A 26468-nucleotide genomic window follows, 5' to 3' on the forward strand; every position below is an offset into this window, starting at 1 on the left:
TGAGTATTGATGCAGACGGAAACGTAACAGTAGCTCCAAACACACCAAGCGGAACGTATACTTTAACGTATGAGATCTGTGAGGCAGGTGCTACCCCAGCGAATTGTACAACAGCTGTTGCAACAGTGGTGATTAATAATCCAACAATTGTTGCAAATAACGATACCTTGCCAAGAACAGGAGGAAACGTATTAGGTAACGATACATTAAATGGTCAGCCAGTTCCTCCGGGAATGATTGCAGTGACACCAGCTACAAATGGTCCATTAAGTATTGATTCAGCAGGTAATGTCACTGTTGCTCCAAATGCTCCTAGTGGTACTTATACAATTGTTTATCAATTATGTGAAGTTGGCGCTGTTCCAGCAAATTGTACTACAGCAATGGTGACCATTGTGATTTTTAATCCAATAGTTGCAGATAACAATGTATTCCCAGCTACTGGAGGTAATGTTACTGATAATGATACGTTAAACGGTCAACGTGTAACAGCAGCTACCACTGATGTGACTCCTGTAACAGATGGTCCGTTGAGTATTGATGCTGAAGGTAATTTAACAGTTGCTCCAAATACAGCTGCAGGTACATATACCATTAGATATCAAATTTGTGAGACTGGTGCTGTACCAGCAAACTGTACCACTGCAACTGCAACAGTTGTAGTTCCAGAATCTCCTAAAATCTCAATCATTAAAACAGCAGTGTTTAATGATGAAAATGGAGATGGTTTTGCTCAAGCAGGAGAAACTATTACTTACAGATTTGAAGTGACAAATTCAGGAAATGTTGTGTTGAATAACGTGGTTGTAACAGATAATCTACCAGGATTAATATTGACTGGTGCTCCAATTGCTGTTCTAAACATTAATGAAACCAATACTACTGCCTACCAAGGAGTATACGCTTTAAAACAAAGTGATATTAATCTTGGTAGTGTCTCTAATCAAGCGCAAGTACGTGGAACTACGCCATTGGGAGTTGTTGTAACGGATCTTTCTGATGATTCAAGTATGGTTGATGATCGTCCTACCGTATTAGGAGTTAATGGCTGTCAAATTGAAGTGTTCAATGCCGTGATTCCAAATGGTGCAGGTGACAACAAAATATTTAGAATCAGAGGATTAGAATGTTATCAAGACAATAGAGTAGAAATATACAACCGTTGGGGTGTACTAGTATTTGAAAGAAACAGTTACAATAATGATGATAGAGCCTTTAGAGGTATTTCAGAAGGAAGAGTAACTGTAAAACAATCTGAAGAACTGCCAGAAGGAACTTATTACTACATCTTGAAATACAAGGATAGTGCTGGTAATAATTTTGAAAAAGCAGGATACTTATACATCAATAGATAATCAACACTAATTTGCTAAGTCTAAAACGATAGAACATGAAAACAAAACTAATAGCTATTTTACTGTTGTTTACTGCCACAATAAGCGCGCAACAGGATGCTCAGTTTACACAATATATGTATAACACTATTAACGTGAATCCTGCTTATGCAGGATCACGTCAATCGATGAGTATTTTTGCATTGTATAGAACGCAATGGGTCGGTCTTGACGGTGCACCAGTAACGAACACGGCATCTATTAATTTTCCCATTAATGAGTCTAAAGTAGGACTTGGAGTATCGGTAATTAATGATAAAATCGGTCCTTCTGATGAGAGTAATTTGGCTGTTGATTTTTCATACTATATCAACACTTCTGAAGATTTTAAGTTGGCTTTTGGTATGAAAGCATCAGCGAACTTGTTATCGGTTAATTTCAGTAAACTCAAACAATATGAAAATGTTCTAGAGGGCAATATTGATAATCGATTTTCTCCTAATATTGGAGTTGGATTGTATTGGTACTCTGACAACACATACGTTGGTTTATCAGCGCCAAATTTGCTAGAAACAAAACATTTTGATCGTACGGCAAGCCAAGGATCTACTTCTTACATCGCTCGCGAAAGAGTTAATTATTATCTTACTGCCGGTCATGTTTTTGATTTGACTTACAATTTAAAGTTTAAGCCTGCTATGATGACTAAGTTGGTTCAAGGCGCCCCATTACAAGTTGATTTGTCAGCCAATTTTATGTTTAATGAAAAATTTACTGCGGGTCTAGCTTACAGATGGAGTGCTGCTTTAAGTGCATTAGTAGGTTTTCAAGTTTCTGATTCTTGGTTTATTGGCTATGGTTATGACCTAGAAACAACTCGTTTAGCTAATTACAACTCTGGTTCGCATGAGATCTTTCTTCGTTATGAGATCTTTAATAAATACAACAGGATTACCTCTCCAAGATTCTTTTAAAAAATGTGTAGTATGAAAACAAATATGCAAAGTTTCCGTTACGCCCTTCTATTTGTATTGGTTTCCATTACTTCTTGGAGTCAAAATAAAGGAGTAATAGTGGCCGATAAAAAATTCGAAAATTATTCGTACGTAGATGCAATTGCAACCTATGAAAAGGTCGCTGCAAAGGGATATAAGGATGAAAAGATGTTCCGTAAACTAGGGGATTCTTATTATTTCATCGCCAATCTAGTGGCTGCAGAAAAATGGTATACTGAGCTTTTTGCAATGAACCAACAGCAGCAACCAGAATACTATTACCGCTATGCGCAAACTTTAAAAGCGGTTGGTCAGTATGACAAAGCCAATGCAATACTCGAAAAATTTACTGCAATAGCAGCTAATGATCAAAGAGCTAAGCTTTTCTCTAATCAAAAGGATTACTTGGAGGATATTAAAGCAAATTCAGGACGTTTTGAAGTTGCAGATGCAGGAATTAATTCACCTTATTCTGATTATGGAAGTTCATTCGTAGATAATTCATTATTGTTCGCTTCAGCAAGAGATACTGGCGGAGTAGCAAAAAAAGTTTTCAAATGGAATAACGAGGCTTTTACCAATTTGTATACCGCAGCAGTTGATACTGATGGTAATGCTAGTAATCCAAAACTATTTAATACAACAATTAACACTAAGTTTCATGAGTCGACTCCTGTTTTTACGAAAGATGGGTCAACGATGTATTTTACCAGAAACAACTATTTAAACGGTAAAAAGCAGAAAGATAAAAGCAGAGTGACTTTGCTTAAGCTTTACAAAGCGATTAAGCAAGATGGTAAATGGGTCAATGTACAAGAGTTGCCATTTAACAGCAATGAATACAGTGTGGCACATCCTACATTGAGTTTGGATGAAAAACTATTATATTTTGCATCTGATATGCCGGGTACAAAAGGATTGTCAGATTTATGGTATGTTACTATTAATTCTGATAATAGTTATGGAACTCCTCAAAACTTAGGCACTTCTATTAACACTGAAGGGCGAGAGACTTTTCCGTTTATCGCTGCCGACAACACATTGTATTTTGCTAGTGATGGTCATCCTGGTTTAGGAGGTTTAGATGTATTTAGTTCTAAAATAAATGCGTCAAATACTGTAGATGGAGTCCAAAATATTGGAGCGCCAATAAACAGTTCCAAAGACGATTTTGCTTTGTTGATGAATGCTACTGCTACCAAAGGATTTTTTAGTTCAAATAGAGAAGGAGGTTTAGGTTCTGATGATATTTATACTTTCTCAGCTTTGCCAGTTCCGGTTTGTGAGCAATTGTTAACCGGTATAATATCTGATCAAGAAAGTGGACAAGTTCTGGCTAATGCCAAAGTGAGTTTGTTTGATAGCTCTTTTAAATTGATTAAAGAAATTACAGTAGGTTTTGATGGCGCTTATTCATTTGCAGTTGACTGTGGAAAGACGTACTATTTACGCGGAGAAAAAGCAGATTACGAAACTAAAGAACAAATGGTAGCTATTGCGAAAACGTCTGGCGAAACCAAACAGCCTTTAGCACTTGAACCGCGTAAAAAACGTGTTGATGTAGGTACTGATTTAGCTAAAACATTAGATATTCCGATTTTGTATTTTGATTTAGACAAATCGTTTATCAGAAAAGATGCAGCCTTTGAATTAGAGAAAGTATTAGCTGTGATGCAGCAATATCCAAAAATGAAAATCGATATTAGATCTCATACCGATTGTAGACAAACGATTGCTTATAACCAAGTACTTTCTGATAGAAGAGCGAAATCAACAAAAGCTTGGTTGATCAAAAACGGCATAGACGCAAATAGATTAACTGCAAAAGGATATGGTGAATCGCAACTTGTGAATGATTGTGGATGTGAACCAACGAATGAATCAAGTTGTACAGAGGAACAGCATCAAGCTAATCGTAGAAGTGAATTTGTTATTATTTCTATGGATTAAAAATATAAGAAACGCTAAGCGTGTTAAAAGCAAAACCCCGTTGATACAATTTCAACGGGGTTTTTTTAACTAATCAATTTTCAAACAAACCAAACTATTTATTTCTATTAAGAACTATTGCTGTATTAGCAGCTACTTTTGCCTCGGTAGCGCTCGTATTGCTGTTACTTCTGTAATAGTACATGTCATCGTTTTTAGACTCGTAGCGGTTATCATAGTCGCCTTTATTGCCATAAACAGAACGACCTCCTTTTACTGAACCTATAAGATCAACAATTTGTCCACGTCTGTTGTAAATGATTTCTAAACCACCTACGCGGTCCAAGGCATAACGGTTGTAAGACATGTATACAGATCCTATTCGCTTTACACGGTCAAAGGCATCATAGTTTATAAATACATTGCCCACTTGGCGTACACGACCCAAATTATCATGGGACACGCGTACTCCATAATCTCCTTTTCGATTACTCACCGGAGCGCCGTACGTTTTGTTAGTAGCGCGGCTTGGGGCTGTTTTATAATACATACCGCCTTTGGCATCTGGTCTTGTGTTAAAATCTATTTGTCCGTCAGGGAACACATAAAATTCGATACCGCGTTCTACAAAAACAATTGGATCTTCATTATTAAAATCGAAAATTGATTTTCCGCTAATGTTAGGAGTTGTTGCTGCAGTGGCCGTAGCGATACTGCCTCCCAAAACAAAGATACTTGCAACTAAAAGAGTAATTTTTTTCATGACATTTCATTTTTTGATTGGTACCTACTCGTTAGCTTTTCGGTTGCCGCTTTAACTTATTTTCTAAGATATATTCAAGTAGCGTGCCAATTTTTATTTTGGGAGATGTTTGAGAAGGAATCAATATTTCAATTTTTATCGTCGCAAGACAATTATTAAAATTAAACGTAAAGGCATTTAATTCCTTTACGTTAAGAAGTATGATTTTTTAAATTATTGTAAAAGAGTAGTATGATTTTTAAATACATGAATAATATTGTTAATTAATCGTTAATATATGTTTTTTATTGTTGATTTTTATTCAGATTTGTTTGGTGTTTTCTGTCGAGGGTTTAAGATTTAAAAAATAATAAACACGTATAGGAATTTCAATCTATGAAGCTTTGGAAAATTTAAAGGACCCAGTGATATAAAATAAATAAGAATAGAATTCGAGTTCTAAAATTATTGCCCATTTGCTAATAACAAAATTTCTTGTGAATAATGCTCAATATTAGAAAAGTCAATCTTAAAAAATGTCTACTTGATATGGCCGAAAATCAGCCATATTTTTATATAAAAATTTTAAAATGAATATTAAAAGACTTTTACTTGCACTTGTTTTCCTGTTTTCAGGAGTTCTAATTTATGCTCAAAATTTTCCAAAAGATACTTTACGGTATGAAATCACTTATGATTATTTATACCAAGTAAATAAAGAGGATACTCTCAGCAAACAGAAAGAGCAAATGGCATTGTATGTTGCAAAAGATTTTTCATATTATATAAGTTTGAATCAAAAGAAATTGCTTGATATGGCGCGCGAATATGAGGTGTCTAAGGTACTTCCTGATAGAAAGGCGCTATCGAGATCAAAAATAAATTATACAATAGTAAAGGAATATAGTACTAGTAAATCAACTCTTATCGATAGGATTGGACAAGGTACTTATACATACAATCAAGATTTAGATAAGTTTGATTGGAAATTACAAGAGGAGCAAAAAGAAATATTGGGGTATGACTGTAAAAAGGCGACTACTCAATTTGCTGGTAGAACTTATGTGGCATGGTATACCACAGAAATTAGTATAGCCGATGGACCATATAAATTTCATGGGTTACCGGGTTTAATTTTATCGATTTATGATACCAATAAACATTATCAATTTACTGTTTCGAGTATAAAAAATAGTTCTATTTTTTGTAATACTGGGGAGCAATTACAAAAACCTACTCAAATAACTTATGAAGAGTATAAAGAACTAAAAAAGAGATACAAGGAAAAACCATCGACCTTGATTAACTCGGGTGGAATGACTTTTCCAAAGGAAATGCTTGATTTAGCCGATCAAAGAGCCAAGGAAAAGATGATGTTTGAAAACAATCCTATTGAACTGACAGATTAATGCGAATAGTTTTTTGGCTGCTGTTATTTTTATGTAATTGCTTGTATTCTCAAACCGTAATTAAAGGGCAAATTTCGGATACACGAGGCAAGGTAATTGTTAGTGCTAGCGTATCCATCTATAAAAAATCATCTTCTGCTATCATTGCTTATTCCATTACAGATAGTAAAGGTCTGTTTGCAATTACCTTTGCCAGTCCTGATCCTGAAGTAGATTTGGAGGTACGCTGCATGGGATATGAAACTGTGGTAAGTGCAATTAATAATTCTACGCAAATTAAAAATTTCATTCTTTCTGAAAAGTCATTTATCTTAAAGGAGGTTTCTGTAAAAGCAGCGCCTATTTTACAAAAAGGTGATACGCTGCGCTATTTGGTAAATTCATTTTCAAAAGAGCAAGACCGAAGCATTGGTGATGTGTTAAAGAGAATGCCAGGAATTGAAGTGCTACCTGATGGTAAAATTTTATATCAAGGTAAAGCAATTAACAAATATTATATTGAAGGTCTAGATTTGTTAGAAGGGAAATACAATTTAGCCAATGACAACTTGCCTTATCAAGAGGTTTCTCAAGTACAAATTCTGGAGAACCATCAGCCTATAAAAACACTGGATAGTTTACAGTTTTCTGATCGAACGGCGCTCAATATCAAACTTAAAAACTCCTATACTTTTACAGGTCAAGCTAGAATTGGCACTGGTTTTAGCCCATTACTTTGGGATGCCAATATTACACCGATGCTTTTCTCTAAAAAAAGACAAATGCTCACTACCTACCAAACGAATAATACGGGAGATAATGTAGCGTCGCAGCTTAAAAAGTTAACGATTGAAGATTTACTGAATCAATTTGAAAACAATTCAGAGAAAATAGATTGGCTTGCAGTACAGCAATTAGCTAATCCGAAATTTTCTGAAAAGAGATGGCTTGATAATTCCATTCACTTATTGTCAAGCAATTATTTGCAAAAGCTACAGAAAGACTATGAATTGCGTGTGAATGTTTCGTATTTAAACGATTATCAACAGCAAAAGGGTTTTACCAATACGCAGTTTTTTACGCCTTCGGGTACAATTGATTTGTTAGAAGAAAAATACAATCAATTTTATTACAATTCTTTGCAAACAAATTTTACGCTTCAAAAAAACACAACTAAAAACTATTTTAAAAACAGTCTGGAGTTTCAGGGCTTTTGGGATAGTCAGCGCGGTAATATCGTTTTGAATAATGAAGGTTTAAAGCAGGAGTTAAGTAATGAATATTTTAGGTTTTCAAATAATTTGAAATCAATTTTTTCATTAGGAAAACAAAAGCTTGTACTTTTTTCATACCTAGGTTTAAACAAAACACCACAAGAACTTCGCGTAAATCCCGGACAGTTTGAAGGTTTACTCAACGAAAATAAACCTTACGACTCCGTTACACAACATACAGATTTACTCACCTATTTCACAAACAATACGTTATCGATGATCAAAGCGGTAAAGTATTTTACATTGGAGTCAAAAGTAGGTTTACAATTAGAAAATCAAAAACTTAATAGTGATATAGTTACATCAACCAATAGCGTTTTAAGTCCTGATTTTTCGAATACTTTAGATTGGTTTCGTTCTAAAGTGTATATTGATTTGCAAACTCAATTTAAAAAAGCGAATTGGCGAATTGAATTGTCAACCCCAATTAATCGGCATTCGTACAGGATCAAAGATTCTCCGCTACAACAGTCTGAAAACGTAAGTCAAACTACTTTCGAACCGAGATTGACGGTTAACTATGATATAAATTCCTATTGGAAAATTAATTCTTCTGCAGGAATTTCGAATCAATTTGGTACTATAAACCAGTTGCATTACGGTTATATTTTACAAAATTACCGAAGCATTAAGAGAATTGATTCTCCCTTACCACAATCTAAAATTCAAAATTATAATGTGGGAGTCTCATTTAGGAATCCTGTGAAGGCACTTTTTTTTAATACCAGCTACAGCAATGTACAAAGTGAGAATAATTTACTGTACCAAAGTGAAGTTTTAGCAAATGGAGCAGTTGCAATTGAGGCGATTGAACAATTAAATACAAGATACAGTCATAATTTTTCAACCCGAATTGGGAAATATGTTTCAGCTATTAAATCAAATCTAACGCTTAATAGCAGTTTTGCTTTGCAGGAATTTCAGCAAAGCATTAATGGTAATTTAGTAGATATAGCAAATCAAAATTTAATTTTTGGAAGTAAAATAGATACCGATTTAACGGATTGGCTTAACTTGGAATACGCAGGAAGTTGGACGTTCTCGAATAACAAATTAGAGGAACTAAAACAACCGCAAGTAAAACAACAAAATCATGTTTTGAATCTGAATTTTAATTTGAAAAACAAACAATATTTAGGTCTAAAGTCAGAGTATGTAAGTACGACCTTGTTCAATAAAAGAAACGAAAATTTGTTTGCAGATTTTATTTATAGATACACGAGTCAGAAGAAAAAAATTGATTTTGAGATGCAAATGAACAATATTTTTGGTACCAATAATTTCAAAACTATCAATGTCAATGATTATAGTTATGTGACAACTAATTTTCTATTAAGACCACGACAACTGTTATTCAAAGTTAGATTTTCTTTATAACTCCTGAATCTGAATTTTGAACATCTAAATTTGATATTTGAATGCATGACATTCAAAAAAAAAACCGACCTGCATCTATCAAGAGCAGGTCGGTTTTGTATAAAATAAGAATGATCTAGTGTTTAGTGTTCACTCACTTCTCTGTGTTCATAATCAGCGATCATTTCAGCTTCGTAATCTACTTTTTCACCTTTAGAAACTCTGTTTATGATTTTCTCCATAATTTGATAAATTACAGGAACCACTACCAGCGTTAAGAATAAAGACGATATTAATCCACCAATAATTACCCAAGCCAGTCCGTTTTTCCATTCGGCTCCAGCTCCTGATGCTAATGCAATAGGGAACATACCAAAAACCATGGCAATTGTAGTCATCAAAATAGGACGTAGTCTAGCATGATTGGCTTGAATTAAAGCCGTTCTTACTGTTTCACCAGCTTTACGTCTTTGATTGGTGTAATCTACCAACATGATCGCATTTTTACAAACCAGACCAATAAGCATTATGATACCCAAAATGGTAAATATGTTCAATGTATTATTGGTCAAAGCCAAAGCCAACATTGCTCCAATAAACGAAAGCGGAATGGCAAACAATACTACAAATGGATGCACAAAACTGTCATATAACGAAACCATTACCAGATAAACCAAAATAATAGCCGCTAATAATGCAATTCCTAACGTTCCAAAACCTTCAGCCTGGTTTTCTTGATCACCACCCCAAATGTAATTTACCCCAACAGGTTTTTTAAGCTTATCAATTTTTTCTTGCCACATTCCTACAATAGTTCCAGAAGCAACTCCTACGTTTTGACCTTTTACCGTTACCGATGCTGATTTGTCTCTACGTTCTAATTGGCTTGGTCCAGAACCTTCGGTTACTGTTGCAAATTGATTCAATTTAATTTGTTGACCCATATCGTTTATGAAGATCAAGTTGCTCACATCGGCAATACTTTTTCTATCAAAAGCGTTGTATTTAATGTTGATATCGTACTCGTATTCACCCGCTCTAAAACGTCCGTCAGTGTTTCCGCTAAAGGCCGTTTGCATTGTAATACCTACTGTTTGCAGGTTCAACCCAAGAGCAGCCATTTTATCACGATCTACTTTTACGTTCACTTCTGGATTACCGTCTTCAACAGATAATTCAATTTCGGTAGCTCCAGGAATTGTACGTAATTCTTTTTCGGCCGCTTTTGCAAAAAGCATAGCGCTAGCTACATCAGGACCTGTTACAATTAAATTCAAAGTAGCATCTTCAGCAGTACCTAAAATACCAACAGGAACTGTTTTTACCTTTGCACCCACTAAAATTTTTTCTAGTTTACGTTTGGTCTTAGCTGCATATACATTTGCAGGTTCATCTCTCTTGTCTAAGCCTACCATTTTCACGTTGATTTCTGCTTTGTAAGCCGTAGCTTGTGAAGCACCTAATCCAGTACTGTTTTGTCCTACAGTTGTAATTTGACTAAAAACATATTCTTCTTTCGACAAGAAATCTTCTGCTTTTTGAGTCATGAAATTGGTTTGTTCCAATGACGCATCTTTTGGCATTTCTATTTGAACCAAGAACTCACCACTATCAGAAGCTGCAAAGAATTCTCCACCAATGAATCCACCACCTAATAAACTAATCATCGATCCAAAGAAGATCACAACTATAATCACTAAGGTTTTTACATAATGATCCAAACACCACTCTAATAATCTAGAGATCCAGTTTGTAAAACGAGTCAAGTAACTTTCAAACCCAAGAATTATTCTTCCAAAAAGGTTTTTACCAGTAATGTGCTCTAATCTACCGTATCTTGAAGACAACCAAGGAATAATAGTAAACGATGCTACTAATGACAATAAGGTTGAGATAATTACTGTTACACAAAATTGCGTGATAATGTTTGATACTAAACCTGTACTCATAGCGATAGGTAAAAATACCACCACAATTACTAAGGTGATCGATACTACGGTCCCGCCAATTTCGGCAGTACCATCATAAGCAGCTCGCACTTTGTTCTTGCCCATTTCCATGTGCCTGTAAATATTCTCGAGTACCACAATGGCATCATCCACCAAGATACCTACCACAAGAGACAATCCTAATAAACTCATTAAGTTTAGGGTATAGCCCATCAAATAAATTCCGATAAACGTTGCAATTAACGAGGCCGGAATAGATACCATTACGATCAATGAGTTTCTGATACTGTGCAAGAAAAACAACATTACAAGTGCCACAAGAAGTACAGCAATAAGTAAATCATGAACTACTGCATCAGCCGCTTCAAGTGTAAAAACAGTACTGTCTTTAGCTACTGCAAGTTTTAGACCTACTGGTTTGTAATCCGATTCAAGTTTAGCAATGGTTTTCACCAATTCCTCACTTACCGCAACCGCATTCGCATCAGATTGTTTGATAATCTGTAAAATGATAGCGCTTTTTCGGTTTACACGTGCTACTTTTTCAGTAATTTTTTGACCATCTTGTACATCAGCAATATCGCTAAGACGTACTTGGATACCATTTCTAGAGGAAACAATTAGGTTTCTTAATTCGTCAACGTTTTTGTACTTTCCGGCTAAACGAATTAATATTTTTTGCTCACGAGTTTGAATGTTTCCGGTAGGGAAATCTAAGTTAGAAGCCAGAATATTCTGTTGTACCTGTGGAATAGAAAGTCCGTAGGCTTGCATTTTTACAGCATCCAGATTCACTTGGATTTCACGTTCTTGTCCACCAATAATATTTACTTGTGCTACACCTTCAACACGTGAAATAACGGGAGCTAATTTTTTGTCAACAAGATCGTAAAAAGCTACCTCGTCTAAATTTCCATTGGCACCAAGAGTCATAATTGGTAAATCACTCAAGGAGAATTTAGTTAAAGAGGGAGTTTCTACATCATCAGGAAGTTCCCCTAAAACGGCATTAATTTTACGTTGCGCATCGTTCATCGAAATATTAACATCGGCTGTTGAAGTCAATGTGATCGATACAGTAGATAAACTTTCGTACGACTTAGAGTCTATTTTTTTTATGTTTTCAAGAGAGGCAATCGCGTCCTCAATTTTTTTAGTAACGGTATTTTCTACCTCACTAGGCGATGCTCCCGGGTAAATGGTAGCAATAGTAATTACGTTCGTTTCAAATTTTGGGATCAATTCATACCCCAAATTACTGTAACTGAACAGTCCACCAAGTGTTAGAATCGTAAACAATACAATCACTAACGACGGACGTTTTATGGATATTTCTGCTAATTTCATATGTTTTAGTTTCAGGTTTCAAGTTTCAGGTTTCAAGTTTTGTAACTTTAAACTTTAAACTTGAAACAAATTTTAATCTATTTAATCACCTCCACTTTGCTACCGTCTTGCAAATTGATTTGTCCCGTTATAATTACTTGTTGTCCTTCGTCAAGACCGTTTAAGATTTCTACTTTATCACCTAGAATTCTACCAGCAGTAACTGTTTTTAATTTAGCAGTTCCGTTTTCAATTACAAATATTTGATTACTGCTTACACTACCTACAAAGGCATTTCTAGGAACAATTTTTAAAGCTTGTTTTTGTTGGTTTGATGCAAATTCTGCCGTACCATACATTCCTGCTTTTAGGTCTTTATTGGCATTGTTTGTGATTTCTATTTCTACTGGGAAGTTCAAAGTTTCATCCGCTTTTGCAGCAATAAATGTAATTTTTCCTGAGAAAGTTTTGTCTGGATACACACTGGCAACAACATTTGTTGTACTTCCTACTTTTAATCCAGCTACTTGACTTTCGTTCACGTTAACTTTCAATTTTAGTTTAGATACGTTTACAATATCAAACAATTGTGTTGCAGGCATTCCGGTAATAATAGATCCTACTTCAATGTGTTTTTTATTGATGAATCCGCTAATTGGTGCTTTAATTCTAGTATCTCCTACGTTGATGTTTGCTTGTGTCAATTGCGATTTAGCATTTACCATTTGTAGTTTGGCTTGGTCTAGTTGTTGCTTGGTCACACCACCTGTTTTGAATGCGTTTTCAAATCGGTTGTAATCAGCCACTGCGTTTTGATAAATAGCATTTGCATTTTGCGCATTTACATTCACCACATCACTACGCACAATAGCAAGAGTTTGTCCTACGCTCACGTAATCGCCTTCTTTGGCTAGTATTTTGGTTATTTTCCCTGATTTCTCCGCTGAAAATTTAAGTTCTTGAACCGGTTCAAAATTTCCATTTGAGGTAAAGTCAAGAGACACTACTTCTATTTTTACCACATCAGTTCGCACCGATATCGTTGCATTTTTCTCAGCAACGATGGCTGTTTTGGCTTCGTTTTCTTTTTTGTTATTGGTTAAAATATATCCAATTACACCTAAACTACCTATGATGATTACAGCGGTTATTATAATTTTTTTCATTTTGATTATTTATTGGTTAATGTTTTTAGTTCTCCTTTTGCTTTGATTAATTGTATTTCGGCTAATTTGTAATCTAATAAGGCCGATGTGTAATTGTTTTGAGCTACAACAAGTTCACTTTCTGCTTCAAGTAAATCAGTAAGTGACGCCAAACCTTGAATGTAGTTGTTGTTCGTATTTGTTAAAACTTCTTGAGCTAGTTTTGCGTTCTCTTTTTGATTATTGATCGATACAATACTATTTTCGATTTGCGTTTTTGCATTACTGTATTCTAAATCCAATGCCAGTTTTGTTTCTTCCAAATCTACTTTTATCGAAGCTAGTTTGTTACTGGCTTGGCTTACTCTTGCTTTTGTTCCAAATCCTGAAAAAATTGGTATGCGTAAATTTAGTCCTACCGAAGCAAAATCAGACCAGTAAACCCCATCTGATGGTTTCTTGAACCAAGGCATCTCTGGGCCTTGACCGATGAAGTTATATCCACCGGTAAGCGATAAACTTGGGTAATAAGCGGCTTCAATAGATTTTTTTTGGTACTCTAGTAATTGTTCGTTCTTTTTAAGTAACAAATATTCCGTTCTTGTTGTTGTATCTGGAGCTAGTGAAAGTGCGCTTGGAGTAATTTCAAATTCTGTCTCTGGAATTGAAATACCCGTATTTACAGCTAAGCCCATAAAAAATTTCAAAGCATTTTCTTGTAGCGTAACAGCGTTCAGGGTTTGTTGACGCAGAGTATTAATGTTGGAGATACGAACTAAGGTTCTATCCAAATCAATCTTTTTAGCCAGTCCGTTATTATATTGTCCTTGAATGATGTCCTTAACTTTAAGAGTGTTTTTAAGGTTGTTATCCAATACAGTTAAGTTTTGACGCGTTACGTAAACTTGGTAGTAAGCATTGGCCACGCGCTCTATCACTTGCTCTTCAGTTAATTGTGCGTTTATTTGGTAAAACTCACGAGTAGATTTTGCCGCCTTCAAACCTATAAATACAGCTTGGTCATATAACGCCTGATTAAGAGAAATCCCTGCTGTTGAGTTCCATTTTTGACCAAACGCAGCTTGAATTGTAGTACCAGGTTGACCAAAACCAGCTCCGTCAATTACAGTAGTTTGCAAAATAGGGTTGTAATTTAAGCTACCATTTGCTGCAATTTGAGGCAAAGCTCTTGAACGTACTTCTTGAATTTCGTACTCTCCTCTTTCAACTTGTAATCTTGCCTTTTTTGCATCGGCTTTGTTTTCAAGTGCGTACGTAATAGCATCTTTTAGGGTGAGACTTTTTATTTCTTGTGCTTGCATGCTCAAGGAAAGCAGCACGGTCATTAGTATGATTGTTTTTCTCATTTTTTATATAATTGGATTTAGTAAATTTCTATTTAGTTCAATAATTCCTTTTTCTGTTGCCATGGCGCGAGTATGATATTCTAAAGCTTGCATTTCAAGAGCAAATGCTTCCCGTTCTGATCTTGTGTTTTCGTTAATTGCAAAAATCAAAGAGTAATAAAAGTTCACATACGCGTCTACATTAATCTCTTTTCTGTAGTAGCCTTGCTCAATTCCTTTTAAAATGTTTCTCCTAAAACAGGCTTGGCACATTTCTATTTGTACCTGATGTACTTTTTGGTACACTTCCGGATAGTGTTTTTTTAATTGATATACTGGCGAAGTATCGGTCGATTTGAACATTTCGTCAAACATGCGTCTGATTTCAAAGTTTTCTTGAATGGCATTAAAATCTTGTGAGGTAACGTTGTTAATCAAATTATTCACATCTGAATGCAATACTTGAACACTTTCTTCTATTAACAATTCTTTATTTGCAAAGTACTTGTAAATAGTTTTTTTTGATATGCACATTTCGCCGGCTATATCATCCATAGTGATACTTTTGAAACCCAGTTTCAAAAACATTTCTTTTGCGGTTGCAATAATTTTTTCTTTCATGATACTTTTTTCTGGCGGTTATTTCAAAAAGTAAATTTTGGTCTTTTGATTAGGCGTGTAAATGTTATGGCAAATATACAGCAGGAAACTTGAAACACTTTAATAGTTTCCTGTTTGTTGATGATTTTTTAACATTGATTTTTTCTTACTTAGATGCAAAACTCCAAATTAGCAATCAACTTAATGTCTTGCCCTAAAGCGAGGCCGCTAGTTTGGTGGTAAGCATTGTAAGTAAGGCCAAAATCTTTACGGTTGATATTGGCTGTGATCTCAAATGCCGCTTTTTTCGTGCCGCTATTTTCAGCAATTCCTAATAATGCTGCATCCAATTCTACAGGTTTAGTAATGTTTTTTATAGTCAGGTTTCCTTTCAAGAAATTGATATTTGGCGTTACCTTTTCAAAAGAAGTGCTTTGAAACTGAATGATAGGATAGTTATCAACATCAAAAAGATCATTCATTTTTAATGAGTTGTCAATGTGCTCCAAAACGTGCTGCTTGTTATTTACATCTAACGAAAAAGCTACTGAGGCATTTTCTAGTTGATCGTTCTGCAAATCTATATGTCCATCAAATTCATTTACAGTTCCTGCCAAATAAGCTATGATAGAATGCCTCATTTTTATTTGCACATCTGATTGTGCTGCATCTAATTTCCAAGTGGTTTTCATAGGTAGAGGATGTGTTTGAATGTATAAATTTTGGTTTAAGAATAGGCAATACGCTTCTCTTGTCGCTCTAATTCGGGTACAAATGTATATTGGAAACTTTGAATACCAAAATAGTTTCCAGTGTATTTTGATTTATTTAACATTTGAGTAACTTTAACATTTTAGCTAGTTTAAAGATTTTTGAGTTTCTTTGTGCAAGCAAAAGCTTCGGTTGCATCAAACCGCATATTTTGCAGTTGTAACCGATAAACAAAACACGAATGCATACCATTTCTCAATACCAAGAGTTTTTAGCCGACTATTTGCAATCGCAATACGAAACCAAAGAGCCAAGAAATTTATATGAACCAATTCATTATATTCTTGATTTGGGAGGTAAACGCATGCGTCCCGTGTTGACTTTAATGAGTGCTGAGATTTTTGGTGCCGATTATAAAAACGCACTTCCGGCAGCATTAGCAGTTGAGGTTTTTCATAATTTTTCGTTGGTACATGACGATATTATGGATGATGCGCCTTTGAGAAGAGGAAACGAAACAGTACATGAAAAATGGAACATCAATACCGGAATTTTATCTGGTGATGCGATGCTTATTTTGGCCTATCAATATTTTGAACAATACGAGCCATTAATTTTTAGAGACTTAGCCAAGTTGTTCAGTAAAACAGCTCTCGAGGTTTGCGAAGGACAACAATGGGATGTTGATTTTGAAGAGCGTACTGATGTAACTCTTGAGGAATACCTCAAAATGATTCAATATAAAACAGCGGTTTTAGTAGCTGCTGCCATGAAAATGGGCGCTATTATAGCCGAAACATCTATTGAAAATGCTAATTTAATTTATGATTTTGGTTTGAATTTAGGCTTGGCTTTTCAGCTTCAAGATGATTATTTAGATGCCTTTGGGAATCCGGAAACTTTCGGAAAACAAGTAGGCGGTGACATCATCGAAAATAAAAAAACCTATTTGTATCTCAAAGCGGTGGCCTTTTCTGCAGAAAAAGAAGCGCAAGAACTACGTGATTTATTCGCTGTTCAATTAGAAGATAATACCGATAAAATTGAGCGTGTAAAAGAATTATTCAATGCTTCAGGAGCATCAAAAGCTACTCAAGATGCCATACAAGACTACACTTTTAAAGCCTTTCAAATGTTAGATCAATTGAATGTTAGTGCCGATAAAAAAGCAATGCTCAAAGCATTTGGTGAAAACCTAATGGGAAGAAAAGTATAGTTCAATTTCAATGACAATTTCAAATTACAATAATCAATAGCAATGTTGATTGTGGAAATTGTTATTTTAAGTTGAACAAGAAGTAAATTGTACCTACATAATATTGAAAATTGCTGCGGCTATTGAAATTTTAAAAATATGTTTATAGTTCCAAAAAATACAGATTTACTTCTTTCCGAGGCTTCGGCTGAGAACTTGTATTTGCAATTGGTTGAACAACTCAATAAAGATTTTAACCTAGCCAATGAAGCGGTTGATTTTCCTAAAAGTATCACTCCAGAAGAGCTGAAAATTCAGTTGCATGAAAAAATTTACCGACTCATCCAATATAAATTTGCCGAATATTTAAACCTGCTTTACATTATTGATGTAGCCGAAGATGAAGTTAAAAAACTAGACGGATCCGATTTGGTGCAGCTCGCTGAGCAAATTTCATTCTTAGTTTTAAAAAGAGAATGGCAAAAAGTTTGGTTCAGAAATAAGTACCGCTAATTGGTTTTAAACTTAAAAGTAAAAACGTACGAAAGGCATAAATGCACTGCCATATAAGTTGTTTTTATCTTCGATAACATTGTATCGAACACCTACAGTAGCATTGCCAGAACGATATCCCGCACCCACAAACAGAGCTGTGTTCCAAAAATTTTCTGATGGAGTAGTATTGCTATCAAAACGAAGGTTTACGCGCAACTGCTCAACCTCTGCCGATAATTGTATTTCAGGAATGGGGTTTAAAAGTCCAATTGCACTTGCGCCATAAAGATGAGAAGTGTAAAAATCTTTTTGTCTCAAAAATTTGTATTGAAGTCCTGCACCCAAAGCGACATACTCATTTACATTATAAATGGCACTCGGTGCAAGGACAATATCGGTAAAGCCAGTTCCAAATCCCAAACCAACAGCACCACCAAATTGTACATGATCCCAAAATTTAGGTTCATTTTGCACAGTGGTAGTGTTTTGTTGTCCAAAAACTGCGTTGCAAGAAAAAACTAAAAAAAGTAAAAAGATAGTATTGAATGTATTCAAAATGCAAGATCTAGTCATGAGTTTCTGGTTTTTTAACAATTATCAATGTAAAAGTATCTTAAAATAAATTATAAATTTATTGTATTATCGTACTTTTGCAAAACTATTTTAACAAAAAAAGTATATTCACTAAATATTATGGATAGGTTTTCATTTTTAAACGCAGCACACACAGAATTTTTCGCCCAGTTATACGATCAATATTTAGAGAATCCAGATAGCGTAGAGCCAAGTTGGAGGAGTTTTTTTCAAGGTTTTGACTTTGGAATGACCACCTATAACGAAGAAAATCCTGCATCACAAATAGCAAACTTTGCCGCAAATAATGCTGATGTAAGTTTAGTTTCAGATAAAATTCACAAAGAATTTAATGTTCTTAAATTAATTGACGGCTACCGTACCCGCGGACATTTGTTTACCAAAACAAACCCGGTACGCGAAAGACGTGTTTCCTCTCCTAATTTAGATTATACTAATTTTGGATTGACAGCATCAGACTTAAATACGGTTTTTGATGCGGCAAAAGTCATCCATATCCAGCCATGTACTTTACAGGAAATCATCAACCATTTGGATGCGATTTACTGTCAGCATATTGGAATCGAGTACATGTATATTCGTAACCCAGAAGTGGTTTCTTGGATCCAGAATAAATTGGGTGTTAATGACAATCAACCAAAATTTTCATTAGACGAAAAGAAAAAAATCCTTAACAAGTTAAATCAAGCAGTTTCTTTCGAAAACTTTTTGCATACAAAATATGTAGGTCAAAAGCGTTTTTCACTAGAAGGTGGTGAATCAATAATTCCTGCACTTGATGCTTTAATCGAAAAAGCAGCCGAAAAAGGAGTGGAGCAGTTCGTTATGGGTATGGCGCACCGCGGGCGTTTGAACGTTTTAGCAAACATCTTCGGCAAATCTACTCAAGATATTTTCAGCGAGTTTGATGGTAAAGATTACGATCAAGAATATTTTGATGGTGACGTAAAATACCACTTAGGTTTAACAGCTGATAAAGAAACAAGCTCAGGTAAAAAAATCAACATTAATTTGGCTCCAAACCCTTCGCATCTTGAAACAGTAGGTGCAGTTATTGAAGGAATCACAAGAGCCAAACAAGATAAATATTTCCCTAATGATTTCTCAAAAGTATTGCCTATTGCAGTACACGGAGATGCCGCTATCGCTGGTCAAGGTATTTTGTACGAAATCGTGCAAATGGCGCAACTTGATGGTTACAAAACCGGAGGAACCATTCATATTGTAATTAACAATCAAGTAGGTTTTACAACCAATTATCTTGATGCAAGATCATCAACTTATTGTACAGATGTGGCCAAAGTTACCCTTTCGCCAGTATTGCACGTAAATGCTGATGATGCAGAGGCAGTGGTGCACGCCATGTCATTTGCTTTAGATTTCAGAATGCAGTTTGGTCGCGACGTATTTATTGATTTATTAGGATATAGAAAATACGGTCACAACGAAGGTGATGAACCTCGTTTTACTCAGCCATTATTGTACAAAATCATTGCTAAACACAAAAATCCAAGAGACCTTTACATGGATAAATTACTTGCTGATGGAGTAATTGATGCCAGTTATGTAAAAGAGTTGGAACAAGAATACAAATCGGATTTAGATCAAAATCTAGAAGCTTCGCGCAAAAAAGATTTGACCATAATCACGCCATTCATGCAAAACGAATGGAGCGGTTTTGAGCAAGTATCCAATGACGTGATGCTTCAAAAATTTGATACAAAAGTCGAGAAAGCTACATTGGATTCTATTATTGAAACCGTATCGAGCTTGCCTAAAGATAAAAAGTTCATCAACAAGATCAATAAAATTGTAACCGACAGAAAAACAGGTTACGATAACAATACCATCGATTGGGGTACTGCAGAAACATTAGCTTACGGTTCTTTATTGACCGAAGGTTTTGATGTTCGTATTTCTGGTCAAGATGTAGAACGTGGTACTTTTTCTCACCGCCATGCAGTGGTAAAAGTTGAGGATTCTGAAGAAGAAGTAGTGCTTTTAGATCATATTGCAAACAAAAAAGGAAATTTCCGTATCTTCAATTCTTTCCTTTCTGAGTACGGAGTTTTAGGTTTTGATTACGGATATGCATTGGCTAACCCGAACGCATTAACCATTTGGGAAGCACAATTTGGAGATTTCTCTAACGGTGCGCAAATTATGATTGACCAATACATTTCTTGTGGAGAAGACAAATGGAACAACCAAAACGGAATTGTATTGCTATTGCCTCACGGTTACGAAGGGCAAGGAGCAGAACACTCGTCAGCAAGAATGGAGCGTTACCTTCAATTGTGCGCGCGTCACAACATGTACGTAGCTGATTGTACAACGCCAGCCAACTTTTTTCACTTGTTAAGACGTCAAATGAAGACTAAATTCCGCAAACCGCTTGTGGTGTTTTCACCAAAAAGTTTGTTGCGTGACCCAAGATGTGTTTCTACCGTTGAGGACCTTGCAAACGGAGAATTCCAAGAAACTATTGATGATAATACAGTTGACAAAGCGGCTGTAAAAACTTTGGTGTTTTGTACCGGTAAATTCTATTATGATATCACCGCTGAGCGCGAAAACAACCAGCGTACTGATGTTGCAGTAGTGCGTATAGAGCAATTGTTTCCGCTACCAGTAGAGCAATTAAAAGCAATTATCGCTCAATATCCTAATGCTCATGATTATGTTTGGGCACAAGAAGAGCCTAAAAACATGGGGGCTTACAGCTATATGTTGATGAATTTTGATTTAGTAAAATGGAGATTGGCTTCATTAAAAGCATATGCAGCACCAGCGGCAGGTAGTTACACCAGAGCAAAACGCCGTCACGCAGATGCCATCAGAATGGTTTTTGATAAAGATTTATTTAGATAATAAGGAGCTATTTCCTGCTCTGCGCTAAATCTTTTCCTAGCTAAAGAAGCTAGAAAAAGGATATCGCTTCGATCAGGGCTAGAAAAAATCCAAGCACGATTCACAAAAGGTGCAATAACAAGAAAAAAATTAAAATTCATAATTTAAAATAATAGAACATGATTTTAGAAATGAAAGTCCCATCGCCAGGGGAATCAATAAAAGAAGTTGAAATTGCAACTTGGTTAGTTAAAGACGGAGATTATGTAGAAAAAGACCAAGCGATTGCTGAGGTTGATTCAGACAAAGCTACATTAGAATTGCCTGCTGAAGCGAGCGGAATCATTACTTTAAAAGCAGAAGAAGGCGATGCAGTAGCAGTTGGCGCTGTTGTTTGCCATATTGATACAGCTGCAGCAAAACCAGACGGTGCTGCACCAGCTCCAGTAGCAGCAGCTCCTGCTGAAGAGACCCGAGGCGCAGCCGAATCGAGCGCAGCTAAAAAAGTGGAGGCTGCGCCTGCACCAGTTGCGGCTCCAGCGGCAACAACATACGCTTCGGGTGCGCCATCTCCAGCAGCAAGAAAAATATTAGACGAAAAAAATATAGCTCCAGAATCCATAACGGGAACAGGTAAAGCAGGAAGAATCACTAAGGAAGATGCTGTAAATGCAGTGCCTTCTATGGGAACGCCTACTGGTGGATCTCGTGGAACAGAGCGTACTAAATTATCAATGTTACGCCGTAAAGTAGCAGAGCGATTAGTAGCTGCTAAAAACGAAACGGCTATGTTGACTACTTTTAACGAAGTAAACATGACGCCAATCAACTTGATTCGTAACGAGTACAAAGATGCTTTTAAAGCAAAACATGGTGGTGTAAGTTTAGGGTATATGTCGTTTTTTACAAAAGCGGTAACTAGAGCATTACAATTGTATCCAGATGTAAACTCTATGATGGATGGCGATTACAAAGTAGCTTACGATTTCTGCGATATTTCTATTGCTGTATCTGGACCAAAAGGTTTAATGGTACCAGTAGTTCGTAACGCTGAAAACTTAACTTTCCGTGGTGTTGAAGCTGAGATTAAGCGTTTGGCTTTAAGAGCACGTGACGGTCAAATTACAGTGGATGATATGACAGGTGGAACATTTACAATCACTAATGGTGGTGTATTCGGTTCTATGTTGTCAACTCCAATCATCAACCCACCGCAATCAGGAATTTTAGGAATGCACAACATTATTGAGCGTCCAATTGCTGTAAATGGTAAAGTTGAAATTCACCCAATGATGTACGTAGCACTTTCTTATGACCACCGTATTATAGATGGTCGTGAGTCTGTAGGTTTCTTAGTTGCTGTTAAAGAAGCTCTAGAAAACCCAATGGAATTATTGATGGATAACAATCCTAAAAAAGCATTAGAACTGTAATATTCTTTACATTATATTTTTTGAATCCCGTTATGTGCAACATGACGGGATTTTTTATGTAATCCTCCTTGTTAAACATTTATGTTTTTGTGTTTATAATTATTAAAAATGTTTTTTATTAATTAAAACTTTATGATTTATGTAAATACTATTGTAAAAAATTTAATTTTTACCATAACATTACCACAACATTCCTTCTTTTTTAAAAACAATTTTAATTTATTTTAAAAAACCAAATTAATGTTAAGCCCTATTGATAGTGCTCCGATTGCCTGGTTTTAGTTTAATTTTTTGATTTTTAAGTTGTATAGTTTTTAGATACTGCTATTTCTGTTACTCGACACAATAGAATTGTAATTTTGGAGTAGACTCAAAACTTAAACTTATGAAGAACTTTACTTTATTTATTTTTCTGCTGATTTTTTCAGTAGGATTTTCACAAAATGCACCTATTACCTTCGAAACGGGAGGCTTTGGTTCTACTTGGTCATTTGCAACTTTTGAAAATGGATCAGGAGCTGGGTACTCGAAAGTTGCTAATCCATTTCCAGGCGGTATAAACAGTTCAGCAACTGTGGGGAAGTTTGCTGCGGGAACAAGTGCATCAGGTGCTCAACCATATGCAGGATTTGAAACGGCTCATGCCTCGGGTGTAAACGGCATTGGAACTTTCACTTTGAGTGCTTCTAATTGCATCGTCAAAATAATGGTCTACAAAACTGTAATTAGTGACGTAGCTATCAAGTTTGCAATTGCAAATGGTGGTGCTCAGCCAGAAATAAAAGTGCCAAACACTAAAATCAATGAATGGGAAGAATTGACTTTTGACTTTTCAGGGAAAATTGGATTAAATGAAACCATCAATATTGATCAAATGATTTTCTTTTTAGATTTCAATGCAAGAACTTCTGAAACGACAAGCTATTTCGATAATGTTACTTTTTCTGCAAAAGCAGCAGCAACTGTTCCAACTGTTGCCGCACCAACGCCCTCCAAACCGGCCGCAGATGTTATTTCGTTGTTTAGCAATGCTTATAGTAACGTAACTGTTGATAGCTGGAGAGCTGATTGGGGACAGTCAGGTAATGTTTTAACAGATATTCAAATTGCTGGAAATGACACTAAAAAATATACGGATTTAAGTTACTTTGGAGTGATTACTGAAGCAAGCAAAATTAATGCATCAGCAATGTTGAACTTTCATATCGATGTTTGGACGCCGGATGTAAATACATTCAAAATTAAAATAGTAGATTTTGGTGCTGACGGTGCTTATCAAGGTGGAGATGATAAAGAATTTGAAGTGACTCGTACATTGGCATTAAGCGGGTGGAACAGCTTAGAAATTCCGTTGTCAGAATTTACAGGTTTGACTACAAAAGCGAATATCGCACAATTTGTATTTTCTGGAACAGCAGGGACAATATATTTAGATAATGTTTATTTTAATAAAACACCAGTAGTTGCTCCTCCTCCTTCAGCTCCATATGCACCTGTAACCTTCGAATCAGGCGAATATGGATCTACATGGGTCTTGACTTCTTTTGATAATCCATCTGGACCTTCAACAGCATCCTTATTAGCGTCAAATCCAAATAAAACAGGAATCAATACCTCTAACACAGCGGTAAAATTTACAGCATTGGTTGCAGGGGCTTGGTATACTGGTTTCGAAACGGCTCATGCTTCTGGTACAAATGGTATTGGAACTTTTACTTTGAATGAGACCAACAGCACTGTAAAAATGATGGTGTATAAGGATGTAATCAGTAAGGTAGGTATCAAGTTTGCTCGACCTGATGGTGGATCAACAGGTGAAATCACTGTTACCAATACTAAAATCAATGAATGGGAAGAATTGACATTCAACTTTGCCGGAAAAATTGGGGAGGGAGTTTCAACTGGCATTGATCAAATTATTGTATTTCCAGATTTTATTCCAGAAGGTACAACAAGATCAGCTGACCACGTTAGTTATGTAGATAATATCACTTTTTCTGCTAAAACAACCGCTCCAGTTGTTGCCACAGAACCTACTGTTGCTGCGCCAACCCCTACAAAACCGGCCTCAGATGTTATATCGCTGTTTAGTAATGCATATACTAATGTTCCAATTACTACTTGGAGAACTGATTGGTCAGCAGGAAGTGCCCTAACGGATATGCAAATTGCCGGAAATGACACGAAAAAATATACAAATTTGAATTACTTTGGAGTTGATGTTTCTGGCACAATTGATGCTACAGCAATGACCTTTATTCATATTGATGTATGGACACCAGATTTAACAGCTTTTAGAATTAAACTGGTTGATTTTGGTCCGAATGGAGTTTATCAAGGAGGTGATGATAAGGAATTTGAAATTACACGTACGCCAACATTATCAGGGTGGAATAGTTTTGATATTCCTTTATCTGAGTTTACAGGTTTGACCACTAGAGGGAATATCGCTCAATTAGTGTTTTCAGGAGCGCCAGCTGGAACTGTTTATATTGACAATGTCTATTTTAATAAAACGGCTGCAGCTACTCCAACAGGACCAATGGTTGCTGCGCCAACTCCTACAAAGCCAGCCTCAGATGTTATATCGCTGTTTAGTAATGCCTATACTAACGTTCCAATTACTACTTGGAGAACAGATTGGTCAGTAGGAAGTACATTAACGGATATGCAAATTGCCGGAAATGACACGAAGAAATATACAAATTTGAATTACTTTGGAGTTGATGTTACTGGTACCATTGATGCTACAGCAATGACTTTTATTCATATTGATGTATGGACACCAGATTTAACAGCTTTTAGAATTAAACTGGTTGATTTTGGTCCAAATGGAGTCTATCAAGGAGGTGATGATAAGGAATTTGAAATTACACGTACGCCAACATTATCAGGATGGAATAGTTTTGATATTCCTTTGTCAGAATTTACAGGCTTGACCACTAGAGGACATATCGCACAGTTAGTTTTTTCTGGAGCACCAGCGGGAACTGTTTATATTGATAATGTTTATTTTAATAAAACTGCAGTAGTTGTTACTCCGACTGTACCAACTGTTGCTGCGCCAACGCCTACAACTGCGGTAGCAGATGTTATTTCGCTATTCAGTAATGCATATACTAATGTGCCAATTACAACTTGGAGAACAGATTGGTCAGCAGGAAGTACATTAACGGATATGCAAATTGCCGGAAATGACACGAAGAAATATACAAATTTGAATTATTTTGGAGTTGATGTGACTGGTACAATAAACGCGACAGCAATGTTGTATTTTCATATTGATGTATGGACATCGGATTTAACAGCTTTCAAAATAAAACTAGTTGATTTTGGTGCAAATGGAGTCTATCAGGGAGGTGATGATAAGGAGTTTGAAATTACACGTACGCCTACATTATCAGGATGGAATAGTTTTGATATTCCTTTATCAGAGTTTACAGGTTTGACAACTAGAGGGAATATTGCTCAATTGGTGTTTTCAGGAGCGCCGGCAGGAACTGTTTATATGGACAATGTTTATTTTAGCAAAACAGCTTCTACCTTAGATGTTCCTGATTTTGAAATTTCAAAAGTGATCATGTATCCAAACCCGACTACTAATTATTTAACAATTGATGCTAATGGTGAAATAAATAATATCAGTATTTATAATGTGTTGGGACAAGAAGTTTTAGTTAGAAGTCCAAAAAGTAATTCCACAACCATTCAAACAAGTCAACTTTCAAAAGGAGTTTATATCGTAAAAACAGTTGTAGAAGGAAAAGCAACCACCACAAAAATGATCAAAGAATAAATGTGTTTGA

17 protein-coding genes are annotated in these 26468 nt (G+C 35.7%); 10 read left to right on the plus strand and 7 right to left on the minus strand.

Going from position 1 to position 26468, the window contains the following annotated elements; translation table 11 throughout:
- From KBJ98_RS10210 to KBJ98_RS10220, 3 genes are all read left to right on the plus strand, one after another.
- Nucleotides 1-1355, plus strand: a 1355-nt coding sequence (locus tag KBJ98_RS10210; RefSeq protein WP_210790353.1) for a gliding motility-associated C-terminal domain-containing protein, incomplete at its 5' end; no start/stop codon positions are given.
- A 35-nt stretch (nucleotides 1356-1390) separates the two neighbouring features.
- Nucleotides 1391-2308 carry a PorP/SprF family type IX secretion system membrane protein gene (locus KBJ98_RS10215; protein ID WP_210790356.1) on the plus strand — a complete coding sequence of 306 codons (918 nt, stop codon included), beginning with the start codon at nucleotides 1391-1393 and terminating at the stop codon, nucleotides 2306-2308.
- Between the two features lie 12 nt (nucleotides 2309-2320).
- On the plus strand, nucleotides 2321-4279 hold the full coding sequence (locus KBJ98_RS10220) for an OmpA family protein (RefSeq protein WP_225899108.1): 1959 nt from the start codon (nucleotides 2321-2323) through the stop codon (nucleotides 4277-4279).
- A gap of 94 nt (nucleotides 4280-4373) precedes the next feature.
- Here the strand turns inward: KBJ98_RS10220 and KBJ98_RS10225 are convergent, their stop codons facing one another.
- On the minus strand, nucleotides 4374-5021 hold the full coding sequence (locus tag KBJ98_RS10225; protein WP_210790359.1) for a hypothetical protein: 648 nt from the start codon (nucleotides 5019-5021) through the stop codon (nucleotides 4374-4376).
- A gap of 569 nt (nucleotides 5022-5590) precedes the next feature.
- Between KBJ98_RS10225 and KBJ98_RS10230 the strand changes: the two genes are divergently transcribed.
- Both KBJ98_RS10230 and KBJ98_RS10235 read left to right on the plus strand, forming a co-directional pair.
- Nucleotides 5591-6409 (plus strand): GLPGLI family protein, encoded by an 819-nt coding sequence (locus tag KBJ98_RS10230; RefSeq protein ID WP_210790362.1) that lies wholly within the window; start codon nucleotides 5591-5593, stop codon nucleotides 6407-6409.
- On the plus strand, nucleotides 6409-9039 hold the full coding sequence (locus KBJ98_RS10235; RefSeq protein ID WP_210790365.1) for a carboxypeptidase-like regulatory domain-containing protein: 2631 nt from the start codon (nucleotides 6409-6411) through the stop codon (nucleotides 9037-9039). The genes KBJ98_RS10230 and KBJ98_RS10235 overlap by 1 nt, the downstream gene beginning before the upstream one ends.
- A 122-nt stretch (nucleotides 9040-9161) precedes the next feature.
- Here KBJ98_RS10235 and KBJ98_RS10240 read toward each other — a convergent pair whose 3' ends face one another.
- The 5 genes from KBJ98_RS10240 to KBJ98_RS10260 form a co-directional block, all read right to left on the minus strand.
- The gene (locus KBJ98_RS10240) at nucleotides 9162-12314 is read right to left on the minus strand and encodes an efflux RND transporter permease subunit (RefSeq protein ID WP_210790368.1); all 3153 of its coding nucleotides are present in this window, start codon (nucleotides 12312-12314) and stop codon (nucleotides 9162-9164) included.
- Nucleotides 12315-12391: 77 nt separating this feature from the next.
- The gene (locus KBJ98_RS10245) at nucleotides 12392-13459 is read right to left on the minus strand and encodes an efflux RND transporter periplasmic adaptor subunit (RefSeq protein WP_210790371.1); all 1068 of its coding nucleotides are present in this window, start codon (nucleotides 13457-13459) and stop codon (nucleotides 12392-12394) included.
- 5 nt (nucleotides 13460-13464) lie between these two features.
- Nucleotides 13465-14805 carry a TolC family protein gene (locus KBJ98_RS10250; RefSeq protein WP_210790372.1) on the minus strand — a complete coding sequence of 447 codons (1341 nt, stop codon included), beginning with the start codon at nucleotides 14803-14805 and terminating at the stop codon, nucleotides 13465-13467.
- Nucleotides 14806-14808: 3 nt separating this feature from the next.
- Entirely contained in the window at nucleotides 14809-15405 is a 597-nt protein-coding gene (locus KBJ98_RS10255) for a TetR/AcrR family transcriptional regulator (RefSeq protein ID WP_210790374.1), read from the minus strand.
- Between the two features lie 149 nt (nucleotides 15406-15554).
- Nucleotides 15555-16076, minus strand: coding sequence for a YceI family protein (locus tag KBJ98_RS10260; protein ID WP_210790377.1), 522 nt, complete (start codon nucleotides 16074-16076; stop codon nucleotides 15555-15557).
- Nucleotides 16077-16336: 260 nt separating this feature from the next.
- On the opposite strand from KBJ98_RS10260, the gene KBJ98_RS10265 reads away from it, so the two are divergent.
- Entirely contained in the window at nucleotides 16337-17311 is a 975-nt protein-coding gene (locus tag KBJ98_RS10265) for a polyprenyl synthetase family protein (RefSeq protein WP_210790379.1), read from the plus strand.
- A 138-nt stretch (nucleotides 17312-17449) separates the two neighbouring features.
- Entirely contained in the window at nucleotides 17450-17803 is a 354-nt protein-coding gene (locus KBJ98_RS10270; protein WP_210790380.1) for a hypothetical protein, read from the plus strand.
- Nucleotides 17804-17815: 12 nt separating this feature from the next.
- On the opposite strand, the gene KBJ98_RS10275 is transcribed toward KBJ98_RS10270, so the two are convergent.
- Nucleotides 17816-18358, minus strand: coding sequence for a hypothetical protein (locus KBJ98_RS10275; RefSeq protein ID WP_210790382.1), 543 nt, complete (start codon nucleotides 18356-18358; stop codon nucleotides 17816-17818).
- A 120-nt stretch (nucleotides 18359-18478) separates the two neighbouring features.
- Here KBJ98_RS10275 and KBJ98_RS10280 point away from each other — a divergent pair, with 120 nt between their 5' ends.
- From KBJ98_RS10280 to KBJ98_RS10290, 3 genes are all read left to right on the plus strand, one after another.
- Nucleotides 18479-21250 (plus strand): 2-oxoglutarate dehydrogenase E1 component, encoded by a 2772-nt coding sequence (locus tag KBJ98_RS10280; RefSeq protein ID WP_210790384.1) that lies wholly within the window; start codon nucleotides 18479-18481, stop codon nucleotides 21248-21250.
- A 158-nt stretch (nucleotides 21251-21408) separates the two neighbouring features.
- Complete coding sequence (odhB, locus tag KBJ98_RS10285) at nucleotides 21409-22662, plus strand: 2-oxoglutarate dehydrogenase complex dihydrolipoyllysine-residue succinyltransferase (protein WP_210790386.1); 1254 nt, start codon at nucleotides 21409-21411, stop codon at nucleotides 22660-22662.
- Nucleotides 22663-23047: 385 nt separating this feature from the next.
- The gene (locus KBJ98_RS10290) at nucleotides 23048-26458 is read left to right on the plus strand and encodes a T9SS type A sorting domain-containing protein (protein ID WP_210790388.1); all 3411 of its coding nucleotides are present in this window, start codon (nucleotides 23048-23050) and stop codon (nucleotides 26456-26458) included.
- Nucleotides 26459-26468 lie beyond the last annotated feature (10 nt).

It is taken from the genome of Flavobacterium erciyesense (assembly GCF_018069925.1).
In the GTDB taxonomy this organism is placed as follows: domain Bacteria; phylum Bacteroidota; class Bacteroidia; order Flavobacteriales; family Flavobacteriaceae; genus Flavobacterium; species Flavobacterium erciyesense.

Excerpts from the sequence above, each read along its gene's own strand:
- KBJ98_RS10215 (WP_210790356.1), top strand. The coding sequence starts at position 1,391 with ATGAAAACAAAACTAATAGCTATTTTACTGTTGTTTACTGCCACAATA.
- KBJ98_RS10220 (WP_225899108.1), top strand. The coding sequence starts at position 2,321 with ATGAAAACAAATATGCAAAGTTTCCGTTACGCCCTTCTATTTGTATTG.
- KBJ98_RS10225 (WP_210790359.1), bottom strand. The coding sequence starts at position 5,021 with ATGAAAAAAATTACTCTTTTAGTTGCAAGTATCTTTGTTTTGGGAGGC.
- KBJ98_RS10230 (WP_210790362.1), top strand. The coding sequence starts at position 5,591 with ATGAATATTAAAAGACTTTTACTTGCACTTGTTTTCCTGTTTTCAGGA.
- KBJ98_RS10235 (WP_210790365.1), top strand. The coding sequence starts at position 6,409 with ATGCGAATAGTTTTTTGGCTGCTGTTATTTTTATGTAATTGCTTGTAT.
- KBJ98_RS10240 (WP_210790368.1), bottom strand. The coding sequence starts at position 12,314 with ATGAAATTAGCAGAAATATCCATAAAACGTCCGTCGTTAGTGATTGTA.
- KBJ98_RS10245 (WP_210790371.1), bottom strand. The coding sequence starts at position 13,459 with ATGAAAAAAATTATAATAACCGCTGTAATCATCATAGGTAGTTTAGGT.
- KBJ98_RS10250 (WP_210790372.1), bottom strand. The coding sequence starts at position 14,805 with ATGAGAAAAACAATCATACTAATGACCGTGCTGCTTTCCTTGAGCATG.
- KBJ98_RS10255 (WP_210790374.1), bottom strand. The coding sequence starts at position 15,405 with ATGAAAGAAAAAATTATTGCAACCGCAAAAGAAATGTTTTTGAAACTG.
- KBJ98_RS10260 (WP_210790377.1), bottom strand. The coding sequence starts at position 16,076 with ATGAAAACCACTTGGAAATTAGATGCAGCACAATCAGATGTGCAAATA.
- KBJ98_RS10265 (WP_210790379.1), top strand. The coding sequence starts at position 16,337 with ATGCATACCATTTCTCAATACCAAGAGTTTTTAGCCGACTATTTGCAA.
- KBJ98_RS10270 (WP_210790380.1), top strand. The coding sequence starts at position 17,450 with ATGTTTATAGTTCCAAAAAATACAGATTTACTTCTTTCCGAGGCTTCG.
- KBJ98_RS10275 (WP_210790382.1), bottom strand. The coding sequence starts at position 18,358 with ATGACTAGATCTTGCATTTTGAATACATTCAATACTATCTTTTTACTT.
- KBJ98_RS10280 (WP_210790384.1), top strand. The coding sequence starts at position 18,479 with ATGGATAGGTTTTCATTTTTAAACGCAGCACACACAGAATTTTTCGCC.
- odhB (WP_210790386.1), top strand. The coding sequence starts at position 21,409 with ATGATTTTAGAAATGAAAGTCCCATCGCCAGGGGAATCAATAAAAGAA.
- KBJ98_RS10290 (WP_210790388.1), top strand. The coding sequence starts at position 23,048 with ATGAAGAACTTTACTTTATTTATTTTTCTGCTGATTTTTTCAGTAGGA.